Origin of the sequence: Streptomyces sp. NPDC048718 (assembly GCF_043198875.1) — a bacterium.
In the GTDB taxonomy this organism is placed as follows: domain Bacteria; phylum Actinomycetota; class Actinomycetes; order Streptomycetales; family Streptomycetaceae; genus Streptomyces.
On sequence record NZ_JBICVG010000009.1, the window covers coordinates 161,500 to 181,479 of the forward strand.

A 19,980-nucleotide genomic window follows, 5' to 3' on the forward strand; every position below is an offset into this window, starting at 1 on the left:
TCATCCCCGGGGCACTCGCCCCCGGGGCGGCCCGGCGGCCGTGTCCAAGATGCGTCCGGCCCCGGGCCGCCACCCCCCGCCCCGTACTCCGTCACTCTCCCTCGACAAAGGCACCAGCATGAATGCACCGGCCCGCAGGCCGGCGCGGCGCCCCGCCGCCCGCCCGACCACGGCCACGGCCACGACCGCCCCCCTGGCCATGGCCATGGCCCTGTTGCTGGCCACCGTCACCGGATGCGCCGGCGGTACGGGCGCGGGCACCGGTAACGGCTCCGGCTCCAGTTCCGACGACAAGGCCGCCGTCTCGTCCCTCACCGTGCTCGACTACTACACCGACGCTCCCGAGCACCAGCAGTGGGAGGAGGCCCTCGCCTCCTGCGGCAAGGCGGCGGGCGTCGGAATCGAGCACACCAGCGTGCCGCCCGCTTCGCTCGTCCCCCGGGTCCTGCGGCAGGCCTCCTCGCGGACTCTCCCCGACCTGCTGATGCTGGACAACCCCGACCTCCAGCAGATCGCCGGGGCCGGGGCGCTGGCTCCATTGGACGAGTTCGGCGTCGACACCCAAGGCGTCACCGAGGGCATCCTGTCGGCGGGCACGTACGACGGGAAGGTGTACGGGCTCGCGCCGTACGTCAGCACCGTCGCCCTGTTCTACAACAAGGACATGCTCGCCGAGGCCGGGGTGGCCGTGCCGAGGACGTGGGACGAGCTGCGGACGGCGGCGGCCCGGCTGACCCGGCCCGGGCGCTACGGCATGGCCGTCGACGCGAACGCGACCTTCGAGGGCACCTGGCAGTTCCTGCCCTTCCTGTGGTCGAACGGCGGGGACGAGACGAAGCTCGACACCTCCGAGGCGGCCGGGGCCCTGCGGCTGTGGACCGACCTCGTCACGAGCGGGTCCATGTCGAAGTCGGTGCTCACCTGGGACCAGGGCGATGTCCACGACCAGTTCGCCGCCGGCCGGACGGCCATGATGATCAACGGCCCCTGGCGTATCCCGGCCCTCGACAAGCTCGACCAGCTCGACAAGGACGACAAGAACGGGAAGAGCGGGAAGAACGGGAAGCTGAAGTGGGGCGTGGCCCCCGTCCCCGTACCCCGGGCCGGACAGCGGCCGGTCACCCCGCTCGGCGGCGAGGTGTGGACCGTGCCCCGGAGCGATTCCCCGGCCCGGCAGCGAAAGGCCGCCGAGGTTCTGGGCTGCCTGAACGATTCCTCGCACTCCCTCGCCCTCGCCACCCAGCACCACACGGTGCCCTCGCGCACGGCGGTCGCCGCGCGGTACGCGGAGCGGAACCCGTCGATGGGCGTGTTCGTCGACAGCGTCGGGGACGCGCGCGTACGGACCGCGCGGCTCGGCGTCCGCTGGCCCAAGGCGGCCACCGGGATCTACACCGCGATCCAGTCGGCGCTGGCGGGACGGCAGACGCCGGAGGAGGCCCTGAGGGACGCGCAGCGGATCGCGACCGACGATGACGGGGCCTGAGGGCGAGCGCGGGCCGGGGGCCGACGGACCCGGCGGAGTCCGGAAGACAGGCCTCCAGGGCGCCGGGCGACGGCTGACCGGGTGGCTGTTCGTACTGCCCGCCGCCGCGTATCTGCTGCTCTTCTTCGGCTACCCGCTCGCCGCGAACGTCTCGATGAGCCTGCGCCGGTACACGGCCGCGACGTTCTTCACGGGCGACGCGCCGTTCACCGGCCTGCGCAACCACACGAAGGTGCTGTCCTCCGGCATGTTCCGGGAGGCGGTGGTGAACACGGTGCTGTTCACCACCGGATCGGTCCTCGGCCAGTTCGCGATCGGACTCGCCCTCGCCCTGTTCTTCCAGCGCCGCTTCCCCCTCGGCGGGCTGCTGCGCTCCCTCCTGACGCTGCCCTGGATGCTGCCGCTCGTCGTCTCCGGAACGGTCTGGCGGTGGATGCTCGACCCCGACACCGGACCGGTCGACGCGGTGCTGCGCGCCCTCCACCTCACCTCGTCCGGCGTCCCCTGGCTCACCGGCACCAGCCACGCGCTGGTGTCCGTCGTGCTCGTCGACATCTGGGTGGGGGTCCCCTTCACCACCGCCGTCCTGTACGGCGGACTCCAGGACATACCGCCGTGTCTGTACGAGGCGGCACGACTCGACGGCGCCGGTGCCGTACGGACGTTCCGCCATCTCACCTGGCCCCTGCTGCGGCCGGTGACGGGCGTCGTCCTGCTGCTGAGCGTCGTCTACACCCTCAAGTCGGTGGACCTGATCCTCGTCCTGACGGGCGGGGGCCCGGCGGGTGCCACACAGACGCTCGCCACGCGCGCGTACGAGCTGTCCTTCCAGCAGTACGAGTTCGGGCGCGGCGCGGTGCTCGGCAACGTCCTCGTCGCCGCCTCGACCGTGTTCGCCCTCGTCCATCTGCGGGCGGGGCGGCGGCGCGCGGAGCCCGTACGGCACAGGGAGCCCGTACGGGAGGTGCCGGCGTGACGCGCGTACAGAGACGCCACGGCAGGCGCCGGGGACCGTTGTCCACAGTCGTCGGGATCGTCCTGCTCGCCGTGCTGCTGTTCCCCGTGTACTGGATGGTGAACGCCTCGTTCCAGCCCGCCGGCGGCATCGTGCGCGGCGACTGGTTCCCCTCCTCCCCCGATCTCGGCGGGTACGGAGTCGCGCTGCGCGACCAGGGACGGAACCTCCTCACCAGCCTTGTCATATGCCTCGGCAGCGTGGTGCTCAGCCTCGGACTCGCCGCACCGGCCGCGTACGGACTGGCGCTGCTCGGCCTGCGCGGCACCCGGCCCGTCCTGCTCGGGGTGCTGGTCACCCAGATGGTGCCGGGGATCGTCCTCGCGAACGCGCTCTACGGGGCATATGCCGAACTGGGGCTGCTGAACTCGTACCTCGGACTCGTCCTCGCCGACGCCACCGCCGGAGTGCCCTTCGCGATCGTCATCCTGCACACGTCCATGCGGACCGTCCCCCGGGAGATCGTCGAGGCGGCCCGACTGGACGGCGCGGGCCGGCTGCGCGTCCTGTGGTCCGTGGTGCTCCCCCTGAACGTCAACGCGCTGGTCACCGCGGCGGTCTTCACCTTCCTCTTCGCCTGGGGAGACTTCCTCTTCGCGCTCGCCCTGACCACGACGGACACCGTCCGGCCGATCACCCTGGGCTTGTACGACTACCTAGGCGCCCACACCAGTCAGTGGAACGCCGTCATGGCGACCGCCGTCCTCGCGTCCCTGCCGGCCGCCCTGCTGCTCGTCCTCGCCCAGCGCCGTGTCACCTCCGGAGCGACCGGCGGCGCCCTCGACTGAAGACCCCGTCCGCGCGCCGGAACCGGCCCTCCGGCAGGCGGGCGCCGGCCCGGAACAATCGGCCGATCTAGCGGGTTCACGCGATGTGCCGGCCCGGCCCGGCTGGCACGGTGGGGTGCGGAAGGCACCCGAGTCGAAAGGCACGAGCATGGCCTCGGACATTCCGGAGCGCGCCGCCCCCGACCACATCGACATCACCGACGCCCCGCCCGGCCCGGCCGAGCGGGCGTTCCGGCGCGCGGTCCTGCCCCAGACCCGCGGTGCCGTACGCTTCCCGGTCCCCGCGCGGGCGTCGCGCACCACGGACCCGGGCGCGGGACCGGGCCCGGGCGGTACGCCCCCGCGCGACCCGCTCGGCCCGCTCGCGTCCGCGACCCAGGCCGTCACCCTGCCCGGCGACTTCCCGCACGCCCCGCGCGCCCGCCGTCTCATCCGGCCGGACGGGCAGCCCCGGTACGTCGTCTTCACCATGCTGGAACGGGGCGTCGCCCAGCTGGAACACGACGACCGGGAGGTCCTTCTCGGGCCGGGGGACGTCGTCGTCTACGACCTCGCGCGCACAGGCCGGGCCGACCGGGCGGCCTCCGCCAAGGAGCCCGCACCCGCGCCCCTGCCGGACATCGCGACGAACATCGCGACCGGCACGGCCGTGGACACGCCCGTGGACCCGTCCGCCGGCAACCGGGCGCTGCGCGCGCGGATCCACGCGTACATCGACCGTCATCTGCCCGACGCCGGGCTGACCCCGCGGACCATCGCCCGGGCCCATCACATATCCCTGCGCTACCTGCACAAGCTCTTCGAGGGCGAGGACGCCACCGTCAGCCGGTGGATCCAGCGGCGCCGCCTCGAACGGTCCCGGCGCGACCTGGCGCGCTATCCGCACGTGACGATCGCGGCGGTGGCGCACCGCTGGGGATTCGCGAGCGCCGCGCACTTCAGCCGGGTGTTCCGGACGGCGTACGGGATGTCCCCGAGGCAGTGGCGTACGGGCGAGGAGGCGGCGACGCTGGGCGCGGCCCTGTCCGTACGGTCCGCCGGGGCGACCGAGGCGACGCCCGGCAGCCGGACGACGACCGGCCCGACCGAGGCGACCGGGGCAACCGGACCGACCGAGGCGACCAGCCGACGGGTGCCGTCCCCGCGAGGCCGCGTTTAAGCCGAGTCCGGTCCACTCAAGCCGGCATCGGCCCGTACCCCCACCACCGGACCGGCGGTGACGTCGAAGGCGTGCGTGACGCTCGGTGCGGTGCCGGGCATCAGCAGGCCGCGGGCGCGTTCCTCGTGGACCCGGTCGGTGACGGTGAGCCTGCGGTGATGCTGGGCGAGATGTTCCGCCCACGAGCCGACCAGGTAGGTCTCGACGAACTCCGCCGGGTCGTTGCCGTCCTGGAAGAGTCCCCAGTCGAGGGCTCCGGTACGCCGCCGGGACCGGGCCACGTGCGCCATGTGCCCGATGAACGCGGCGCGGTGCTCCGGCGCGACCCGGTAGGAGACGGAGATACGCACGGGTCCGTCGGCCGGGCCCGGTTCGAACACCAGCGGTGGTTCGGGCCAGTGGCCGGACGGCCTCGGGTCGATGGCGTCCCCGTCGTACAGCGGCCACCAGCGCACACTCACCGCGCCGGCCACGAGCAGCCCGCCCGCCGCCAGGAGGGAGACGGCCGGCCCCCAGCCGGCCGCCAGCGCGCCCCACACGGGGGCCGCGAGGGCCTGCCCGCCCTGGAAGAACAGCAGGTACACGGCGAGCCCGCGGGCCCGTACCCAGCCGGGCAGCCGGGTCTGAAGGGTGGCGTTGAGGGTCGACAGGACGCCGATCCACGCCAGTCCGGCGGGCAGCAGCACGAGCACCGCGAGCCACGGGGCGGGGGCCGTCGCCAGGACCGCGAGGACGCCCGCGTAGAGGACACCGCCCGCGGCGAGGGTGCCGTTGGCGCCGAGCGCGCGCTGGACGGCGGGCAGGACGAAGGCGCCGGCGACGGCACCGACGCCGACCGCGCCGAGCAGCAGGCCGTACCCGCCCGGCCCCAGGTGCAGGGAGCGGCTCGCGACCAGCGGGAGCAGCGCCCACAGGGCCGCGCCGCCGGGGATGAACAGCATCGTGCGCAGCAGGACCCGGCGGACCCCGGGCGCGTTCCGGACGTAGCGGCGGCCGGTGCGCAGCGCCGTCAGCAGCTTCTCGCCGCCGTCCACGGGGACTTCGGGCCGCTTCCACAGGATGAGGACGGCCGCGATGCCGAGGTAGGACACGGCGTTGAAGGCGAAGACCCAGCCGACGCCCGCCGCCGCGACCACCACGCCACCGAGGGCCGGGCCGGCCGCCCGGGCCAGGTTCATGTTGACCGCGCCGAGCGCGGCGGCCTGCCCCAGCTGGCTCCGTTCCACCAGCTCCGGCTGGATCGCCTGCCACGCCGGGCCCATCAGGGCGGTGCCACAGCCCATGAGGAAGGTGAGGCCGAGCAGCAGTCCGGGCGTCAGCCGGCCGGTGAACGCGAGGACGGTCAGCACGGTGGACACCCCGAGCATCGCGAACTGGGCGGCCAGCAGCACCCCCCGGCGGTCGAAGCGGTCCGCCAGGACGCCGGAGGGGAGGGCGAGGAGCATGACGGGGAGGCTGGACGCGGTCTGGACGAGGGTGACCAGCGTGGCGCTCTCGCCGACGAGCAGCCACTGCGCGCCCACGGTCTGCATCCAGCTGCCGACGTTGGAGGCGAGCTGCGCGATCCACAGCGCGCGGAAGACGCGCGCCGCGAGCGGGGCCCAGGCGGAAGGAGAGGCGGATGCCGCGGTGGGCATCGTGGGCGTCTTGGACGGAGTGGTCTTGGACGGCGTGGGGCGCGGGTGCATGTTCAGGCCGGGGTACGGGTCCAGGCCGGGTCGCCGGCCGAGAGGCGGTGGGTGATCAGGGAGGTGGCGGCGAGCAGTGCCAGAACCAGGCTCAGCGTGAGGACGAGATGGCCGCGCAGCACCAACTGCGCTCCGCCGTAAGCCCCGAGGAACATCGCCGTCACCGAGAGCAGTCGGCGGCCGGGCCTCGGCGCCTGACCGCCCGCCGAGCCGCCCGCCGAGCCGCCCGCCGGGGCGGAGTCGGCGGCGAGGCCGGTCAGCGTCAGGGTCAGCACGGTCGTGGTGAGGTCGGGGACGGCGAGGCGACGGGCGACCGCGTTCTGGAGGCCCATCGCGAGTCCGAGGGCGACGACGAGGGTGTAGCGGACCGCCGGGGTGATACGGCCGCCGGTGTCGCCGGTACCACTGGAGATCGCGGCGGCCGTCACCGCGACGGCGACCAGCGCCGTCTGCGCGGTGGTGGACCTGGCGAGCAGCCGGCCCCGGTGCGCCGCGAACCGGGCGGACGCCAGGCGGCCCCCGCCGAACGCGCCGGCCAGGAAGGCGACGAGCGCGACGACGGAGGCGAGGAGGGACAGGCCCGGCGCGTGAGCCAGGGCGAAACCGAGAAAGACCACGTTGCCCGTCATGTTGGCGACGAAGACCTGCCCGAGCGCCAGATAACTCACCGCGTCGACCAGGCCGGTGACCACCGTCAGCGTCAACAGGAGGGGAGGCAGCGGACCGTGGCGGTCCCCCGGCGGCGGTACGAGAGTGCGTCGCAGGTCATTCAGCGGCCCGCGCATCCCGCGCCCCTTCCGGCTGCCCGGCGACACCGCCCGCCGCCCCCGGCCCGCTCACCGCTTCCGAGCCGGCCGCCGCACCGGTGGCCGCAGAGCGGTGGAGTACGGCCCGGGTGAGCAGACCGCTCACCGGCCCGGCCGCGATCGCGGGCAGCACCACCCACAACGGCCAGGAGCCAAGACCCAGTTGATGGTCGACCGACCACCGGCCGGGCCCGGTGAGGGCGAGCGCGGCGGAGACGACGACGAGGACCAGCGGGTACTCGTACCCGTCGTTCTGCACCCACAGTCCCTTGCGCCACTTCACGGTGGCCGCGACCGTCATCACACCCATCGCGGCCATCGCCGCGAGGGGGGTGAGCAGGCCGGCGGCCAGGAACAGACCGGCACCGATCTGGCTGGCTCCGGCGACGACCGCGGTCAGTCGCCCCCCTCGGAAGCCGTCATGACGGAACTCCTCGGTCCCGCCCGCCAGTCCGTGGCCCCCGAGGTGGAAACTCACCTTCTGGACCCCGTGCCCGGCGACGAGCAGTCCCACCACCGCGCGGAGGACCAGCAGTCCCGCGTCCATCATCCGATTGCCCGCCTGTTCCCGACTCGTCTGTCCGTTGTCCGTCGTCCGCGACCCGCTCCCTGAGGAACGTGAACCGCGAACCGTCACGCCCCCGCGCGATCCGCCCTGCCCGTGCGCGGCCCTCGACCGGTTCGCGCGCGGTCCGCACGCGGTCCGCCAACGAACCGCGCGCGAACCGCTGTCGAGCGGTGGATCAGCCGGCGGCGTGCGCGCCGATGACGGCCTGCGCGTAGACCACACCGAGGCCGTAGGCGCCGGCGTGCTCCTTCACGACGTCCATGACCGACATGTAGGTCTCGCCGCGGGCCCAGTCACGCTGGAGCTCCAGGAGCACCTGCACCCAGGTGACGGGGACGACGCCGGCCTGGACCATGCGCTGGATGGCGTGCTCGTGGGCCTGCGGGCTGACGCCACCGGAGGCGTCGGTGACGACGTAGACCTCGTAGTCCTGGGCGAGCGCGGAGAGCGCGGGCAGGACGACGCAGACCTCGGTCCACAGACCGGCGATGACCAGCTTCTTGCGGCCGGTGGCCTTGACGGCCTCGACGAAGGCCTCGTCCTCCCAGGCGTTCATCGTCGTACGGTCGACGATCTCCTGGCCGGGGAAGACCTCGGCGAGCTGCGGCATGATCGGGCCGGAGAACGACTCGGCGGCGACGGTGCTGAGCACGGTCGGGACGCCGAACGCCTTGGCCGACTTCGCCAGGCCGACCGTCGCGTTGATGATCGCGGTGCGGTCGCCGCTGCCGGTGCCGAAGAACATCTGCGGCTGGTGGTCGACGAAGAGCACCGCGCAGTTGTCGGGGGTGAGCAGGTCGGGGCTCGGGGACGCGGTGACCTCGGAGATGTTGACCATGGTGGTGCCTTTCCGAAAACGGGGACGAACGCGGCCGCGCGATGGCGGGGCGAACTGCGGTGGTGTCCCGGGAAGGGCGACACGAAGGCCGGGCCCTTCCCGGGAGTTCGAGAGGCGCGGGGGCCGGAAGGAACGCGATACGCGACGGGAATCGGCTCGGCCGCTCCTTGGCGGCCCGCACGATTCACCTCACGGATCGCGTTCCTTCCGGCGTCTCCTCGCCCTCGGCTCCGCCACGCTATTTCCGGCCCGGATTCCCAGGTGGCCCTGAGGCGCACAGCGAACGGTCCCCCTGTGCACTGCCTTTCCACCCGGTTCCGTGCGCGGTGCGCGAGCCGCCCGCCGCCCGCCGCCCGCGCCGGGAACGGCCGCGTCCCCGGACCGCGGCGAGGGCGGTCCGGGGACGGGGGGCGGGGCGGGGGCCGTGCGGGGCAGGGACGGTGGACGGACCGGCTACGGCACCATCGCGGGGGCCGCGGCGGGGGCCGGGACCGCGAGGGTGACCGGAGGTGCCGGCCAGGCGGCCCGCGGGGACGGGAGCACCGTGCCGCCACGCGCCGTCGCCCCTTCGGCGGCCACGGCCTCGACCGAGATGTCGAACCAGTCGAGGAACTTCAGCGTCCGCTCCGCGTCGGCGTACTGCCGCCACACCCGGTCACCGGCCACCACGCCGGCGTCCGCGAGCGCGTGCGCCGCCGCCGGGGTCATGGCCGTGGCCGTGCCCTCGGTGACCAGTTCCTGTACGTAGTGCGCGGAGCGGCGCGGGGTCGGGGCGTCGGCCACCCAGAGCTGCTTCGGCTCGGGGGCGCCGGCCGCCGCGAGCGCTCCCCAGCGCGCGGAGGAGAACGTCATCTCGTGCACCCGGTGCGCGAGCCGGGCGGCCGCGAGTCCGGCCCGGCCGCGCAGCGCCTTGGCCTCGTCGGAGCCGATGAGGTCGAGCCGGGCGTCGACCCGCTGGTCGAGACCGGTGAGGTCGAAGGAGATGAACGAGACCAGGGTGACCGGAGCGACCGGGGTGCCGGACGGGTCACCGGGGACGGGACGGGGCCGGTCCAGGGCCGCCACGAGGGCGGTGGCCGCCTGCCCGTACTGGCGCGGCGAGCGCACCCGGCACACCTCCACCGGGATCCCCAGGGCGAACAGGGCCCGCAGGGTCGCCGGGTCGGCCGCCTGGACGGGGATCCGTACGACCAGGTTGGGCCGCCCGATCTCCTCGCGCAGGGCACGGGCCCGCGCGACCCAGCTCCCGGGCCCGGCCCCCGGCGCGGCGCCGGGCGTCCCCTCGGCACCGGGCGCGCCCCCGGCACCGGATTCGGACGGCTCCGCGCCCTTCGCCGTCAGCTCGGCCGGCTGTACCGAGACCAGGCCCTGGCTGCCCCCGCTGCGCCGGTACAGCGGGAGCAGGCTGTCGCAGGCCTGCCGGATCGCGTCGGCGGACCGGCCGCGCGGCGCGCCCATGCGCGCACCCGCCACCTCGCCCTGGGCGAGCGCGCGGCGCACCTCGTGCGCCGCTCCCCCGCCGAGGGCCGTGACGTCGATCCACACGTCGACGCCCTCGCGTTCCAGGAGCCGCCAGGCCTGGCTCATCCGGTCGGCCTCTTTGGCCGTCACACCTCGTGTCGGGGCCATCGGTCAGCTCCTCTCCAGGACCGCGCACGTCCAGCTGAAGCCCGCGCCGACGCCCACGAGGAGCACCCGGTCGCCGCTCTTCAGCGTGTCGTCCTCCAGGAGCTTGGCGACGCCCGCCGCCTGGTCTCCGGCTCCCAAGTGGCCGACGGTCAGGCCGAATTCCTGGAGGGTGACCTCGGGCTGTATGCCGAGCGGGCCGAGGCACTGGAGCTGGGAGAGCCGGGCCCCGAAGAAGGGCACGATCACGACGGCCATCTCCTGGATGTCGCTGCCGGCCTCCGCGAGACAGTTCTTGACCGCGGACATCATGCCTTCCTCGTTGCGCGTGGTGACCTCCTCCGGGGAATACCCGCGCATGAAGCCCTTCTTGCGCGCCACGAGGTCGAGCACCCCGGACTCGGATCCGCTCGCCAGGAACGGCTCGTCGCCCCGGTGCAGCCCCTCCAGCATCGGCTGCGAGTAGGCCGCGGTGGCGATCAGCCGCAGCGGGCCCGGGGTGCGGGACAGCACGACGGCCGTTCCCGCGTCGCCGAACGCCAGGCCCCGGTCGGTGCTCCAGCGGGGGAAGGCCGGGGCGGCGAACCGGTCGCCGGTGGTGACCAGGGCCGCCTTGGTGGAGGGGATCGCGGTGAGCCGGGCCGCCGCGTTCTCCAGGGCGCTCATGCCGCCGTTGGACATCTGGCGCAGCTCGTACGACACGCAGTCGTCGTGACCGAGGATCCGGTCCTGGAGGTACGCGGCCGTGTTCCAGAACTCCAGCCCCTGGTACCAGCAGTCGGCGTGGATCAGCAGCCCGACGTCCCTGGGGTCCCGCCCGCCGCGGGCGAGGGCCGTGCGCCCCGCGGCGACGGCGAGTTCGGGCGCGCTGCGCGTGGTGCTCACCGACACGGAGCGCTGGCGGCTCTTCTCCCATTCCTCGACCGGCAACAGCCCTTCCGTGACGGCCTCTTCACCGGTCTGCGACTCCCCGAACTCGGCGGCCGCGCTCTCCACGTAGATCTCGTCCCAGCGCACGCGCGCTCCCCTTCCTGATCCTGATCCTGGTCCTGGTCCCGTTCCTGTCCGCGCGCCGGCGCGTCCGGTGCTTCCGGGCCCGGTGCTTCCGGGCCCGGTCGGCGCTCGCCCAACACGGGGGATGTGTCTAGCGGTTGGTCCACTCGGGACTCGGGCCGAACCGGCGGGAGTCGGTGTGCGCCTCGTACGGCATGCCGGGCGGCATGTTCAGCACCTCCAGCTGGAAGCCGCCGACGCCGCGGAAGTAGACCCAGCGGTCGCCGTGGATCGGTCCGCCGTCCACGATCAGCTGGGGCTCGCCGAGGACTTCGGCGCCGTCGAGGTCCGCGAGCCAGGCGGCGGCGCGCTCGACGTCCTCGACGAAGAACGCGAAGTGGTGGCCGCCCACGTCGCTGTTGCGGGGGCGCTCCGTGCGGCCGCCCTCGATCGCGATGGCGCTGAGCTCCACGGTGGTGACGGGGCCGAGCCGGATCGCCGCGGTGTCCTTGCGGAAGGCGCCGGAGGCCGCGTACTGGACGCGCGCCGTCTCCTCGTCCACCGACTCGCCGATGCGGTAGACGAGTTCGCCGCCCATCGGACCGGTGAAGAAGGCGACGGCCTCGTCCAGGTCGGCGACGGTGTAGCCGACGTGGCCGATGCCGAGGGCGCCGGGCAGGCCGCCCCGCCAGTCGCCGACGGGCCGGTAGACCCGCGCGTCCGTGTCCGCCTCGTACGGCAACCACGGGGCGAGCTGGCGCAGTTCGACGCGCATGCCCCAGTCCGTGAGGAGGTGGATCCAGCGGTTGCCCTTCGTCGGGCCGTCCTCGTCCGTGCGGGGCTCGCCGAGCACGCGGACCCGGCCGGAGCGGCGGGCCGCGTCGAGCGCCTCGTCCAGGTCGCACACGTGGACGCCGATGAGGTGGCCGCCGACATCGGTGAACTCCGGTGCCTTGGTGTTCTGTTCGGGCGCGGTGTACTGGAACAGCTCCAGGTTGGCGTCCGGTCCGAAGCGCAGCATCGCGATCCGCGCGCTGGCGCGCGGGTGGACGCCGAGCTGGCGGGTCATCCAGTCGCTGCCCGGCTCCTCGACGGGGCCGAGCCGGTAGAGGACCTCGGCGCCGAGCACCGTGGTGCAGAAGTCCACCGCCGTCTCCAGGTCCGCGACGGTGTAGGCGTAGTGGTCGACGTTGCGGGCGGTGGGGATGGCGACGGCCGTGCCGGTCGCGGTGGTGCGGGACATGCTCAGCTCCAAGGTCGGGGCACGCGGGTGCGGAAGCGGGCTGCCGGACGCGGACGGCCGGGGCGGGGCGGGGCGGGCGGAGCGGACGGCCCGACGGGGCCGAGGTGCGGGGCCGTCCGGCGGTGCCGGTGGTTCCCCGGACCCGGGCCGGGGCCGGGCGGCCTCAGACGGTGCCGGCCCGCGCGGCGTTGGCGACGGCCGCGCTCAGCGCCATGCCGCCGTCGATCAGGATCGAGGTGCCGGTGGTGTACGCGGCGGCGGGCGAGGCCAGGTACGCGACGAGGGCGGCGACCTCGTCCGGGCGGCCGGGGCGGCCGGCGGGGATGGCCGGGCGGGCGATCTCGGCGGCGTCCACGCCCACGGGGACGTTGTTCATCGGGGTGGCGGTCTCGCCGGGGGCCACGGCGTTCACCGTGATGCCGTGCGGGGCGAGGTCGAGCGCCATCGCCTTGGTCAGCGCGCCCAGGCCGCCCTTGGCGGCGCAGTAGGTGCTGCCCTCCCCGATCGGGATGTGCTCGTGGATGCTGGTGATGTTGACGATCCGGCCGCCTCGGCCCTGCTCCAGCATGCGCGCGACGGCGATCTGGCTCAGCCGGAACGGGCTGGTCAGGTTGACGTCGAGGATGCGCTGCCAGTCCTCCAGGGTCTCCTCGACGACGCTCGCACGCCGATTCAGGCCCGCGTTGTTGACCAGGACGTCGATGCCGCCGAACGCGTCGACGCAGGCGCGCAGGGCCTCGCCGGCGCCCGCCGGGTCGGTCAGGTCGAGCCCGAGGGTCTCGGCCCGTACGCCGTGGCGCGCGGCGATCTTGTCGGCGACCTCCTTCGCGGCGGCGGCCTGCCGCCCGTAACCCACGACGAGGTCGAAGCCGGCCGCGGCGAGCGCCTCGGCCACGGCCACGCCGATGCCCGAGCTGGCGCCGGTGACGACGGCGATGGGGCGATTCATGGGTGTGCCCTTTCTGATGGGGACCGGGAAGGCCGGGACGGCCGGAAGGACCGGGAGGACCGGGAGGAGCGTGGGGAACCGAGGAAGTGCCGGGAGAAACCGGGAAGTTCGTGAAGTGGGGGGTGGGGGTGGGGGGTTGGTTGGTGCCGGGGGGTGTTGCGGTGTGGGGGATGGTGCGGTGTGGGGGATGGTGCGGTGTGGGGGGTGTTGCGGGGCGGTTTCCGTACGGGGGCGGGCCCCGGACGGGCCCCGCGGGTGCCCCTGACGCCCGGGGCAAGGCGTCAGGGGCGTCGGCCCGCGACGTCCGACCCCCTTCAGGGACGGGGGGTCAGCGACAGGGCCACCTTGGGGGCGGCCCGGCGTCCTCTCTCCAGCAGTTCGAACGCCTTGTCGACGTCCGACGGCTCGAAGACGTCGGCGATCATGCCCTTCGCCGTCAGGACGCCGTCCGAGAACAGCCGCAGCGCGCGCTCGTAGTAGTCGAGCCCGTGCCGTACGCCGGTCATGGTGACCCCGCGCAGGACCAGTTCGGAGGCGTCGACGGCCGGCAGCGGATCGCTCGGCACGCCGACCGCCGCGATCCGTCCGCCGATGTCGGCGACCCGCAGCGCCTCCAGCAGAGCCGGAACCGCCCCGGACGCCTCGATGACGACGTCGTAGTCTCCGTCGGGCGCCTCGCCGGGCAGGAAGGCGTGTTCCGCCCCCATGCGCAGCGCGGCCCCGATGCCGGCGTCGTCGATCCCCACGACGTCGACCGTGCCCGCCACCCGGCGGGCCATCTGCACGGCCAGCAGACCCATGGTGCCGGTGCCGAAGACGAGGACGCGCTCGCCGGGGAAGACCCCGACCTTGTCCATCGCCGCGAGCACCGTGACCGCGGGTTCCGCGAGAGCCGCCGCGAAATCGTCGACGCCCGGCGGAACCTTGGTCAGGGACTGGGCCGGCAGCCGGATGAACTCCGCCGCCGCGCCCTGCTGACCGTAGAGACCGACCTCCTTGAGTTCGGAGCACTCGTTGCGGTGACCCCGCTGACACGCGCGGCAGCCCCCGCAGGAGAGCATGGTCTGCCCGACGACACGGTCACCGATCTTCAACTGCCGGGAGTACTGGCAGTTTCCGGCGATCGCCACCACGCGTCCGACCCACTCGTGGCCGAACACATGGGGCAATGTGGCCCGCCCGTCCTGCACGTAACTGGCTGTCCCGTGCAGGAGTTCGAGGTCGGTGCCGCAGATGCCGACCGTCGTGGGAGCCACCAGGACGTACCCCAGCTCGGGTCCCGGTATCTCCAGCTCCACCTGGCCGACCTTGCCCTTGTCCAGGATCGCCGCGGCGCTCATGGACCCGTTCGGCCAGCGGCCGCACAGCAGGTCGTCCGTGGGTGGCAGCACTCTTTCGTGGTGTTCAGCCAAAACATCCCCTCCTCAATCGGCGCCCGCCGTGGTCGCCGGGCGGAAAATCGGGGCCTGCAGGTGCGACGGCAGCTCCGGTACGCGCGAAGGCAGTTGGGAGATGACATCGGCCGGCAGGAGCCGCACCGCGAGAAGGTCGAGTCCCTCGGATCCGGCGGTGACCCGGACGGCGGCGCGGGCCGCGACGAGCAGCGCGCCACCGGCGCCGAGCGCCCGCGCACCTGCGCCGTCGCCACTGCCGTGGCCGTCCGCGTCACCCGCGTCGCCGGGGCCGTCACCGTGATCACCGGCAAGGGCGTCGGCGTCCGTGAACACCGACGCCGACCCGGCGACGGCGTACAGGGCCGCCTCGGTGCCGTGCGACGGGGCGTGCGCCCAGGTGGCGCCGGGACCCAGCCGGATCTGTTCGAAGGACTCGCACTCGCTGTGCAGCATGCCGCGGCGGGAGAGGCACCGCCAGGTGCCTCCGGGGGCACTCTGGCCGCCGGGGGTGCCGGCGTCCGGGGTGCCCGACCGCAGTCGGAGGGAAGGGGAAGCGGGTTCGCTGACGATCACCGGACCGGCTCCGGTTCCGGCAGCGCGGTCGCGGGCGCCGGCGCTACCGCGACCTCGGCGTGGAAGAACTCCAGGCCCCGCTCGCGGTCCGCGCCGATCCGGGCCCGGGTGCCCAGGGGCAGCGTCACGGCCGTGCCCGGGTGGAGCTCCGCCGTACCGCTGCCGCCCTCGACCCAGCCCGTGCCGGAGAGCACGAACACCATGTGCTCGCACCCCTCGGCCGCCAGCTCGGCGGTGCCCGCGGCATCGACCGTCCGCAGCGCGATCGAGCGCAGCGGGCCGGTGAAGACCCCGGTCGGGGAGACGGAACGCTCGGCTCGCAGATCGTGCAGGCGCGCGGATGACACCGGGGGCTCCTCCGTGGCGGGGGCAGGGGCGAAAGCGGGGGCGGAAGCATGGGCCGGGGCGGGGACACCGGCGGGGACGCGGGCGGCGAGCGCCCGGTCGAAGCGGGGCGAGCGCATCTCGATGACGAGCCAGTCCAGATCGGTGTCGCCGGTGTTGCGCAGACCGTGCACGGTGCCGAGCCCGGTGAGGATCAGCGTGCCGGGTGCGACCGGGTGGCCCTCGCCGTTCAGATAGATCTCGCCGGTGCCGGAGAGGATGAAGTAGACCTCCTCGGTCCGGGTGTGCAGGTGCTCCCCGCTGACCCCGCCCGGCGGGACGCTCGCCCACTCGACGGCCTCCCAGCCCCCGCGCAGATCCGCGCCGGACGCGAGGGCCTTCCAGCGGGTGAGCCCGGTGGTGCCGTGCACCCCGTGGATGTGGGCGGGGCCGCTGACGTCACCGACGATCACTTCGGCGCCGTACGCCGGCGCCAAGGCCATCGGGTCCACCGGGGCCACCGGGGCCACCGGGGCCACCGGGGCCACCGGGGCCATGGCCGCGCCCATGGACTCCGGCGCCTGCTCCGATGTCCGCGCCGGGGCGGGGGCGTAGGCCGTCTCAGACATGCTCGGGGCTCCCGGCGCGCCGTCCGACGACCTTCAACTCCAAGACCGCGTCGAGCAGTTCCTGCTCGCCGAGGTCGTTGACGAAGGTGACGTCGCCGATACCGACCGGGAGCGGGAGGTGCTGCATGCCGTCGCGGTGGCGGACGGTGTCGCGCAGCGCCGCCGTGAGGAGTTCCGGCTGATCGAGCAGGTCGTCCCAGGCGGGCAGTTCGAGCGAGCGCATCACGTCGTACACCCGCTGGGCGTCGATGTCGTTGATCAGACCGCGGCGCCGGGCGATGGCCGTGGTCAGCGCCATGTCGACGCAGACCGCCTCGCCGTGCAGCAGGGCCGGCAGGGCGCTCATCTCCACGGTCGGGCTGAAGGTGTGCCCGTAGTCGACCGAGCGCTCCAGCTTGGCCTCCCAGAGGTTGGGCTGGAGTTCCTCCAGCATGCCCTGGATGGCGCGGCGGACGACCTCGCGCGCGGCTGCCTCGCCGCCGCCGGTCTCGCCCTGGAACTTCTCGTCGAGGAGCAGCGGTCCGTGGCTCTCCAGGAGGTCGAACAGCCGCGCGTCCTTGATCAGGGCGATCTTCAGGATCTCGGCCATGCCGTTGCCGATGTGGCGGCGGCCGACCGTGGCGAGGAAGCTGCGGTCCAGGAGGGTGAGATCGGCCGGGAAGTAGGTGCCGAGCCGGTTCTTGTGCCCGTTGAAGTTGACCCCGGTCTTGGCGCCCACACCCGCGTCGACCAGGCCGATCAGGGTGGTGGGGACGCGGATGAAGGGGGTGCCGCGGCGGTAGAGGCTGCTCGCCAGGCCGACGATGTCCATCAGGACCCCGCCGCCGATGACGATGAGGGGCTCCCGGCGCCGGTCGACGCCGAACGCGTCGAGATCCTCGACGATCCGCGCGGCGGTCTCGAAGCTCTTGACCGTCTCGTCGGCGGGGACGACGCAGAGGGTGTAGTCCACGTCGTGGTAGTCGAAGTAGGCGCGGATCCGGCTGCCGTGCAGCAGGTCCACGTCCGAGTCGATCACCACGAACCGGCGCAGCCGGGTGCCGGGAGCCGCGGCCGGCTCCAGCAGGTCCGTGCGGCCGAAGTCGAACAGGCCGTCGGCGACGCGCACTTCGTAGCTGACGGGCTTGGCGGTACGGACCACCCAGGCGTCGATGCGCTCGCTGTAGGCGTACAGACCCGCGCCGGGCTGTGCCGCGACGGTCTGGGTGCGCTCGCTGGGTCGGCCCAGAAGTGCCGAATTGTTCCCGGACACAGATCACCTCAACTGGTTCGGAGAGAGCCTCTCGGGTGCGGAGAGCGGTCTTAATCTATGCATTCTCAAGCAATCAACAGCAAGCCTCGATGGACCATTTTCTGGACTTGGCGAAGTAGAACTCCCGTGTACGCGCAGGCCGGAGACGAGAACCGAACGACTGCTACGTTCTGCCGTAATCACATATCTGTAGGAGGCACCTGCGTGCGCGCCAGCACTCTGCCCCGGTACGGGGGCCCCGAAGAGCTCACCGTGGCCGAACTTCCCCGCCCCGCCGCCGGCCCCGGACAGATCCTGGTCAAGGTGGCCGCGGCGGCCGTGAACCCGGTCGACCTCCAGGTCCGTTCGGGTTCCAAGGCCGATCACGTCCGCCTCGACTTCCCGATGACCCTCGGCTGGGACCTCTCCGGCACCGTGGAGGAGTGCGGCCCCGGGGTCGACCGCTTCGCCGCCGGGGACCGGGTCGTCGCCATGTCCGCCCAGATGGCCACCGGCGTCGGGACGTACGCGCAGTACGTCGCCCTCGACGCCGGCCTGGCCGCGCCGGCCCCCCGGGAGGCCGAGCTCGCCCACGCGGCGGCGCTGCCGCTCGGCGGGCTCACCGCCCACCAGGCGCTGGAGGTCCTCGACCCGCCGGCCGGCGGCCCGCTGCTGGTCACCGGCGCGACCGGCTCGGTGGGCGGGTTCGCCGTCCAGCTGGCCGTCCACCGGGGCCTGCGCGTGCTCGCCTACGGCCGTCCCGGCGACGCCGAGCGGCTGCGCGCGCTGGGCGCCCACGAGGTGTACTCCAGCGAGCACCCCGTCCCGGCGGGGGCCGCCGCCTCGCTCCTGGAGACCGCCGGCCTGCCCGCGGCGATCGCCGGGGTGCGCGACGGCGGACGCGCCGTCTCGATCGTGCCGACGGCCCCGCCCGTGGCGGAGCGCGGCATCGAGGTGCGCATGTCGTACGTCGAGCAGGACGGGCGGCGTCTCGAAGAGCTGTCCGGCCTGGTCGACAAGGGCGTACTCACCCTGCGCGTCGCCGAGACGTTCCCGCTGGCCGAGGCCGGCGAAGCGCACCGGCGGCTCGCGGCGGGCGGCGCGCGCGGAAAGCTGCTGATCGATCCCTGGGCCTGACCGGCCTGGGGCTTGACCGGTCCCGACGGGCCCTGATCGGCCTCGGTCACCCCCGGCCGACCCCGGCCGGCCCTGATCGGCCTCGCGATCACCGCGCCCCGCCTCACCGCCGCGCGGTGATCGCGAACCGACCGCTCCGGAACGGCCCACGCCCCGCCCCGCGACCCGACTCGTGACGCGCCTCGCCGCACCCCCTCCGCGACGCGGCGCGTGACCCGACCCGTGACTTGGAAACAGCCATGCCGTTTGCCCTCTTCCCCTTGATGCTCTGCGTCTTCAGCGTCGGCAGCGCGGAACTGGTCGTGGCCGGCGTCCTGCCCGCCATCGCCGGCGACCTGGACGTCTCCCTGTCCGACGCGGGTCTGCTCGTCACCGCGTACGCGCTCGGCGTCGTGGTCCTCGGCCCGATCGTCACCCTCCTCAGCAGCCGGACCCCCCGCAAGCCGCTGCTGCTCGGCCTGATGGGCCTGTTCACGGCGAGCAACGTGCTCGCCGCGGTGGCGCCGAACTACGGGGTCCTGATGACCGCCCGCGTCCTGTCGGCGATCACCCACTGCACCCTGTTCGCGGTCTGCATCGTCGTGGCCGGCTCGCTGGCGCCGAAGGGCAAGGAGGCCTCGGCGGTCTCCCGGGTCGCCGTCGGCCTCAATCTCGCCACCGTGCTCGGTGTGCCGCTCGGCGTCCTCCTGGAGGAGCACTTCGGGTGGCGGTCGGCGTTTTGGAGCATCGCCGCCCTGAGCCTGATCGCGCTCGCCCTGGTGGCCTGGCTACAGCCCGCCAGTCCCGTGCCGAGCGACGCAGGAGCGGCCGACGAGCTGCGGGTGCTGCGCAACCGCCGGGTGCAACTCGCCATCGTCATCACCGCGCTGGCGATGGCGGGCGTCTTCACCGCGTACACCTTCGTGAACCCGATCCTCACCGACATCGGCGGCTTCGATCCCAAGGCCGTCAGCTGGCTGCTGCTGCTCGTCGGTTGCGGCTCGCTCGTCGGCAACCTCGTCGGCGGCCGGCTGGCCGACCGGGCGCTGATGCCGTCCCTCGTCGGTGTCCTCGCGGTGCTGGGCGCCGTCCTCGCCCTGATGGCGATCGGCGGCCGGATCGGCTGGCTCCTCGTCGTCCTCCTCGTCGCCTTCGGCGCCGCGTACTTCGCCGTGATGCCGGGCCTCCAGGCGCGGATCCTCACGGCGGCCGGCGACGGAGCCCCCACGCTCGCCGTCGCCATCAACATCGGCGCCTTCAACATCGGCATCGCCTTCGGCGCCTGGTTCGGCGGCCAACTCCTGGGCCTGGACTTCGGGTTGCGGACGGTCATCGCCGCTTCCGCAGTCCTTTCCTGGCTCGCGATGACCGTCGCGGCCAGTGAGCTGCGCAAGGACCGGCGCACCGCCCGTACCGCCCTCGTCGCCGCCGGTGCGTCCACCCCCGCCGGCGCCGGTGCCTCCGCCCCTGCCCCCGCCTCCGCTCCGACTCCCGTCCCCGCCACGGCCGTTCCCGCCGCGGCCGACGTCTCCCGCGACTGACGAACCCACTGAA

At 73.6% G+C, this 19,980-nt stretch carries 18 protein-coding genes; 6 read left to right on the forward strand and 12 right to left on the reverse strand.

The features are described from left to right. Positions 1-118 precede the first annotated feature (118 nt). From ACGFRB_RS19045 to ACGFRB_RS19060, 4 genes are all read left to right on the forward strand, one after another. Complete coding sequence (locus ACGFRB_RS19045) at positions 119-1,486, forward strand: extracellular solute-binding protein (RefSeq protein ID WP_393244348.1); 1,368 nt, start codon at positions 119-121, stop codon at positions 1,484-1,486. Further along, complete coding sequence (locus ACGFRB_RS19050; RefSeq protein ID WP_393244350.1) at positions 1,473-2,462, forward strand: carbohydrate ABC transporter permease; 990 nt, start codon at positions 1,473-1,475, stop codon at positions 2,460-2,462. Before ACGFRB_RS19045 ends, ACGFRB_RS19050 begins: the two co-directional genes overlap by 14 nt. Positions 2,463-2,500: 38 nt before the next feature. After that, a complete protein-coding gene (locus ACGFRB_RS19055; protein WP_393244352.1) occupies positions 2,501-3,289 on the forward strand; it encodes a carbohydrate ABC transporter permease in 789 nt (262 codons plus the stop codon). A 148-nt stretch (positions 3,290-3,437) separates the two neighbouring features. Further along, positions 3,438-4,448, forward strand: coding sequence for a helix-turn-helix domain-containing protein (locus tag ACGFRB_RS19060; RefSeq protein ID WP_393244354.1), 1,011 nt, complete (start codon positions 3,438-3,440; stop codon positions 4,446-4,448). Here ACGFRB_RS19060 and ACGFRB_RS19065 read toward each other — a convergent pair. The 12 genes from ACGFRB_RS19065 to ACGFRB_RS19120 all read right to left on the reverse strand — a co-directional run bounded on the left by ACGFRB_RS19065 (position 4,445) and on the right by ACGFRB_RS19120 (position 17,331). After that, complete coding sequence (locus tag ACGFRB_RS19065; RefSeq protein WP_393244355.1) at positions 4,445-6,085, reverse strand: MFS transporter; 1,641 nt, start codon at positions 6,083-6,085, stop codon at positions 4,445-4,447. The two genes, ACGFRB_RS19060 and ACGFRB_RS19065, sit on opposite strands and share 4 nt — an antisense overlap. A gap of 53 nt (positions 6,086-6,138) precedes the next feature. Further along, the gene (locus tag ACGFRB_RS19070; protein WP_393244357.1) at positions 6,139-6,921 is read right to left on the reverse strand and encodes a YoaK family protein; all 783 of its coding nucleotides are present in this window, start codon (positions 6,919-6,921) and stop codon (positions 6,139-6,141) included. Then, positions 6,902-7,489: a DoxX family protein gene (locus ACGFRB_RS19075; RefSeq protein ID WP_393244627.1), complete on the reverse strand. Its 588-nt coding sequence runs from the start codon at positions 7,487-7,489 to the stop codon at positions 6,902-6,904. The genes ACGFRB_RS19070 and ACGFRB_RS19075 overlap by 20 nt, the downstream gene beginning before the upstream one ends. A 196-nt stretch (positions 7,490-7,685) precedes the next feature. Then, positions 7,686-8,348 carry a hydrolase gene (locus ACGFRB_RS19080; protein WP_361229803.1) on the reverse strand — a complete coding sequence of 221 codons (663 nt, stop codon included), beginning with the start codon at positions 8,346-8,348 and terminating at the stop codon, positions 7,686-7,688. A 453-nt stretch (positions 8,349-8,801) separates the two neighbouring features. Then, the gene (locus ACGFRB_RS19085) at positions 8,802-9,977 is read right to left on the reverse strand and encodes a transaldolase family protein (RefSeq protein ID WP_393244359.1); all 1,176 of its coding nucleotides are present in this window, start codon (positions 9,975-9,977) and stop codon (positions 8,802-8,804) included. 3 nt (positions 9,978-9,980) lie between these two features. Further along, positions 9,981-10,991 carry a ketoacyl-ACP synthase III family protein gene (locus ACGFRB_RS19090; protein ID WP_363002904.1) on the reverse strand — a complete coding sequence of 337 codons (1,011 nt, stop codon included), beginning with the start codon at positions 10,989-10,991 and terminating at the stop codon, positions 9,981-9,983. Between the two features lie 127 nt (positions 10,992-11,118). Next, entirely contained in the window at positions 11,119-12,210 is a 1,092-nt protein-coding gene (locus tag ACGFRB_RS19095; protein WP_393244361.1) for a VOC family protein, read from the reverse strand. Positions 12,211-12,373: 163 nt separating this feature from the next. Then, complete coding sequence (locus ACGFRB_RS19100; protein ID WP_393244363.1) at positions 12,374-13,159, reverse strand: SDR family oxidoreductase; 786 nt, start codon at positions 13,157-13,159, stop codon at positions 12,374-12,376. Between the two features lie 314 nt (positions 13,160-13,473). Then, positions 13,474-14,571: an alcohol dehydrogenase catalytic domain-containing protein gene (locus ACGFRB_RS19105; protein ID WP_363002898.1), complete on the reverse strand. Its 1,098-nt coding sequence runs from the start codon at positions 14,569-14,571 to the stop codon at positions 13,474-13,476. 12 nt (positions 14,572-14,583) lie between these two features. Then, positions 14,584-15,006, reverse strand: a complete 423-nt coding sequence (locus tag ACGFRB_RS19110; RefSeq protein ID WP_393244364.1) for a hypothetical protein — start codon at positions 15,004-15,006, stop codon at positions 14,584-14,586. A 116-nt stretch (positions 15,007-15,122) separates the two neighbouring features. After that, entirely contained in the window at positions 15,123-16,079 is a 957-nt protein-coding gene (locus ACGFRB_RS19115; protein WP_393244366.1) for a cupin domain-containing protein, read from the reverse strand. After that, positions 16,072-17,331: a sedoheptulose 7-phosphate cyclase gene (locus ACGFRB_RS19120; RefSeq protein ID WP_393244368.1), complete on the reverse strand. Its 1,260-nt coding sequence runs from the start codon at positions 17,329-17,331 to the stop codon at positions 16,072-16,074. Before ACGFRB_RS19120 ends, ACGFRB_RS19115 begins: the two co-directional genes overlap by 8 nt. Positions 17,332-17,535: 204 nt before the next feature. On the opposite strand from ACGFRB_RS19120, the gene ACGFRB_RS19125 reads away from it, so the two are divergent. Together ACGFRB_RS19125 and ACGFRB_RS19130 are read left to right on the forward strand one after the other, a co-directional pair. Beyond that, positions 17,536-18,447 carry an NADP-dependent oxidoreductase gene (locus ACGFRB_RS19125; protein WP_393244370.1) on the forward strand — a complete coding sequence of 304 codons (912 nt, stop codon included), beginning with the start codon at positions 17,536-17,538 and terminating at the stop codon, positions 18,445-18,447. A gap of 239 nt (positions 18,448-18,686) precedes the next feature. Then, complete coding sequence (locus ACGFRB_RS19130; RefSeq protein ID WP_393244372.1) at positions 18,687-19,967, forward strand: MFS transporter; 1,281 nt, start codon at positions 18,687-18,689, stop codon at positions 19,965-19,967. The last annotated feature ends 13 nt before the right edge of the window (positions 19,968-19,980 follow it).